Here is a 310-nt window from a genome sequence, read left to right as displayed (position 1 = left end):
CTCCCGCAATCCCTCCTCCAGCGGCGCGCTAGTGGCGTGGAACAGGGGATAGCCGATCATCTCGTAGTAGCCTCCCTGCTCGTGGGGCGTCCACTTGCGGATGACGCCCCACTCGTCCACGTTGATCTCCACGTCCGGGGGCGAAATGCCCATGTCGAAGGGCACCTCTTCGAACTTGAGCGTGCGGAAGCCCGGCGATCCGCCCGGCGGTCCGGCCGAGATGCGCACGAAGTCCAGATCGAGCTTCGCCGCCAGGTCCAGCTCGAAGCTCACGTCGGTGGTCCAAGTGGTGGATCCGGTGCGATAGTCC

General features: G+C 65.5%; 1 protein-coding gene. It reads right to left on the bottom strand.

Annotation, left to right across the window (positions count from 1 at the left end; translation table 11 throughout):
- Window positions 1-310, bottom strand: a 310-nt coding sequence (locus tag ACTFO6_RS18365; RefSeq protein ID WP_439935821.1) for a hypothetical protein, incomplete at both ends; no start/stop codon positions are given.

The sequence above is a fragment of the Pelomicrobium sp. G1 genome, from assembly GCF_051905455.1.
In the GTDB taxonomy this organism is placed as follows: Bacteria; Pseudomonadota; Gammaproteobacteria; order Burkholderiales; family UBA6910; genus Pelomicrobium.
The sequence above is the reverse complement of the archived record's forward strand: the minus strand, read 5'-3'. Positions and strand labels throughout refer to the sequence as shown.